This is a genomic window from Streptomyces sp. NPDC045998, from assembly GCF_056430285.1.
Genome location: NZ_JBWKLJ010000020.1, coordinates 1 through 2,496, shown reverse-complemented (window position 1 = coordinate 2,496; position 2,496 = coordinate 1). Strand labels below are relative to the sequence as shown.

The 2,496-nt window shown below is 56.5% G+C and carries 1 rRNA gene; it reads right to left on the bottom strand.

The annotated features are described in order from the left end of the window. Positions 1-21 precede the first annotated feature (21 nt). A 23S ribosomal RNA gene (locus AC07FJ_RS33465) occupies positions 22-2,496 on the bottom strand; the annotation flags it as partial.

Here is a 2,496-nt window from a genome sequence, read left to right as displayed (position 1 = left end):
ACACAGTGGACGCGAGCAACTGAGGACAAGCCCTCGGCCTATTAGTACCGGTCAACTCCACCCATTACTGGGCTTCCATATCCGGCCTATCAACCCAGTCGTCTACTGGGAGCCTTACCCTCTCAAGGAGGTGGGAATACTCATCTCGAAGCAGGCTTCCCGCTTAGATGCTTTCAGCGGTTATCCCTCCCGAACGTAGCCAACCAGCCATGCCCTTGGCAGAACAACTGGCACACCAGAGGTTCGTCCGTCCCGGTCCTCTCGTACTAGGGACAGCCCTTCTCAATATTCCTACGCGCACAGCGGATAGGGACCGAACTGTCTCACGACGTTCTAAACCCAGCTCGCGTACCGCTTTAATGGGCGAACAGCCCAACCCTTGGGACCGACTCCAGCCCCAGGATGCGACGAGCCGACATCGAGGTGCCAAACCATCCCGTCGATATGGACTCTTGGGGAAGATCAGCCTGTTATCCCCGGGGTACCTTTTATCCGTTGAGCGACGGCGCTTCCACAAGCCACCGCCGGATCACTAGTCCCGACTTTCGTCCCTGCTCGACCCGTCGGTCTCACAGTCAAGCTCCCTTGTGCACTTACACTCAACACCTGATTGCCAACCAGGCTGAGGGAACCTTTGGGCGCCTCCGTTACTCTTTAGGAGGCAACCGCCCCAGTTAAACTACCCATCAGACACTGTCCCTGATCCGGATCACGGACCCAGGTTAGACATCCAGCACGACCAGAGTGGTATTTCAACGACGACTCCACCTGAACTGGCGTCCAAGCTTCACAGTCTCCCACCTATCCTACACAAGCCGAACCGAACACCAATATCAAACTGTAGTAAAGGTCCCGGGGTCTTTCCGTCCTGCTGCGCGAAACGAGCATCTTTACTCGTAGTGCAATTTCACCGGGCCTATGGTTGAGACAGTCGAGAAGTCGTTACGCCATTCGTGCAGGTCGGAACTTACCCGACAAGGAATTTCGCTACCTTAGGATGGTTATAGTTACCACCGCCGTTTACTGGCGCTTAAGTTCTCAGCTTCGCCAACCCGAAAGTCGGCTAACCGGTCCCCTTAACGTTCCAGCACCGGGCAGGCGTCAGTCCGTATACATCGCCTTACGGCTTCGCACGGACCTGTGTTTTTAGTAAACAGTCGCTTCTCGCTGGTCTCTGCGGCCACCCCCAGCTCACCGAGTAAATCGGATCACCAGACGTGGCCCCCCTTCTCCCGAAGTTACGGGGGCATTTTGCCGAGTTCCTTAACCATAGTTCACCCGAACGCCTCGGTATTCTCTACCTGACCACCTGAGTCGGTTTAGGGTACGGGCCGCCATGAAACTCGCTAGAGGCTTTTCTCGACAGCATAGGATCATCCACTTCACCACAATCGGCTCGGCATCAGGTCTCAGACTATGTGTCACGCGGATTTGCCTACGTGACGTCCTACACCCTTACCCCGGGACAACCACCGCCCGGGCTGGACTACCTTCCTGCGTCACCCCATCGCTTACCTACTACCACCTTGGGTCAGCGGCTCCACCACTCCCCTACGCTCCGAAGAGCTCAGGGCGGCTTCACGGCCTTAGCATTAATGGATTCGATATTGGGCGTTTCAAAGCGGGTACCGGAATATCAACCGGTTGTCCATCGACTACGCCTGTCGGCCTCGCCTTAGGTCCCGACTTACCCTGGGCAGATCAGCTTGACCCAGGAACCCTTAGTCAATCGGCGCACACGTTTCTCACGTGTGTATCGCTACTCATGCCTGCATTCTCACTCGTGAACCGTCCACAACTCGCTTCCGCGGCTGCTTCACCCGGCACACGACGCTCCCCTACCCATCACAGTCCCCGTTGGGGGTATGTACTGCAATGACACGACTTCGGCGGTACGCTTGAGCCCCGCTACATTGTCGGCGCGGAATCACTTGACCAGTGAGCTATTACGCACTCTTTCAAGGGTGGCTGCTTCTAAGCCAACCTCCTGGTTGTCTCTGCGACTCCACATCCTTTCCCACTTAGCGTACGCTTAGGGGCCTTAGTCGATGCTCTGGGCTGTTTCCCTCTCGACCATGGAGCTTATCCCCCACAGTCTCACTGCCGCGCTCTCACTTACCGGCATTCGGAGTTTGGCTAAGGTCAGTAACCCGGTAGGGCCCATCGCCTATCCAGTGCTCTACCTCCGGCAAGAAACACACGACGCTGCACCTAAATGCATTTCGGGGAGAACCAGCTATCACGGAGTTTGATTGGCCTTTCACCCCTAACCACAGGTCATCCCCCAGGTTTTCAACCCTGGTGGGTTCGGTCCTCCACGAAGTCTTACCTCCGCTTCAACCTGCCCATGGCTAGATCACTCCGCTTCGGGTCTAGAGCGTGCAACTCAATCGCCCTATTCGGACTCGCTTTCGCTACGGCTTCCCCACACGGGTTAACCTCGCTACACACCGCTAACTCGCAGGCTCATTCTTCAAAAGGCACGCAGTCACGAGA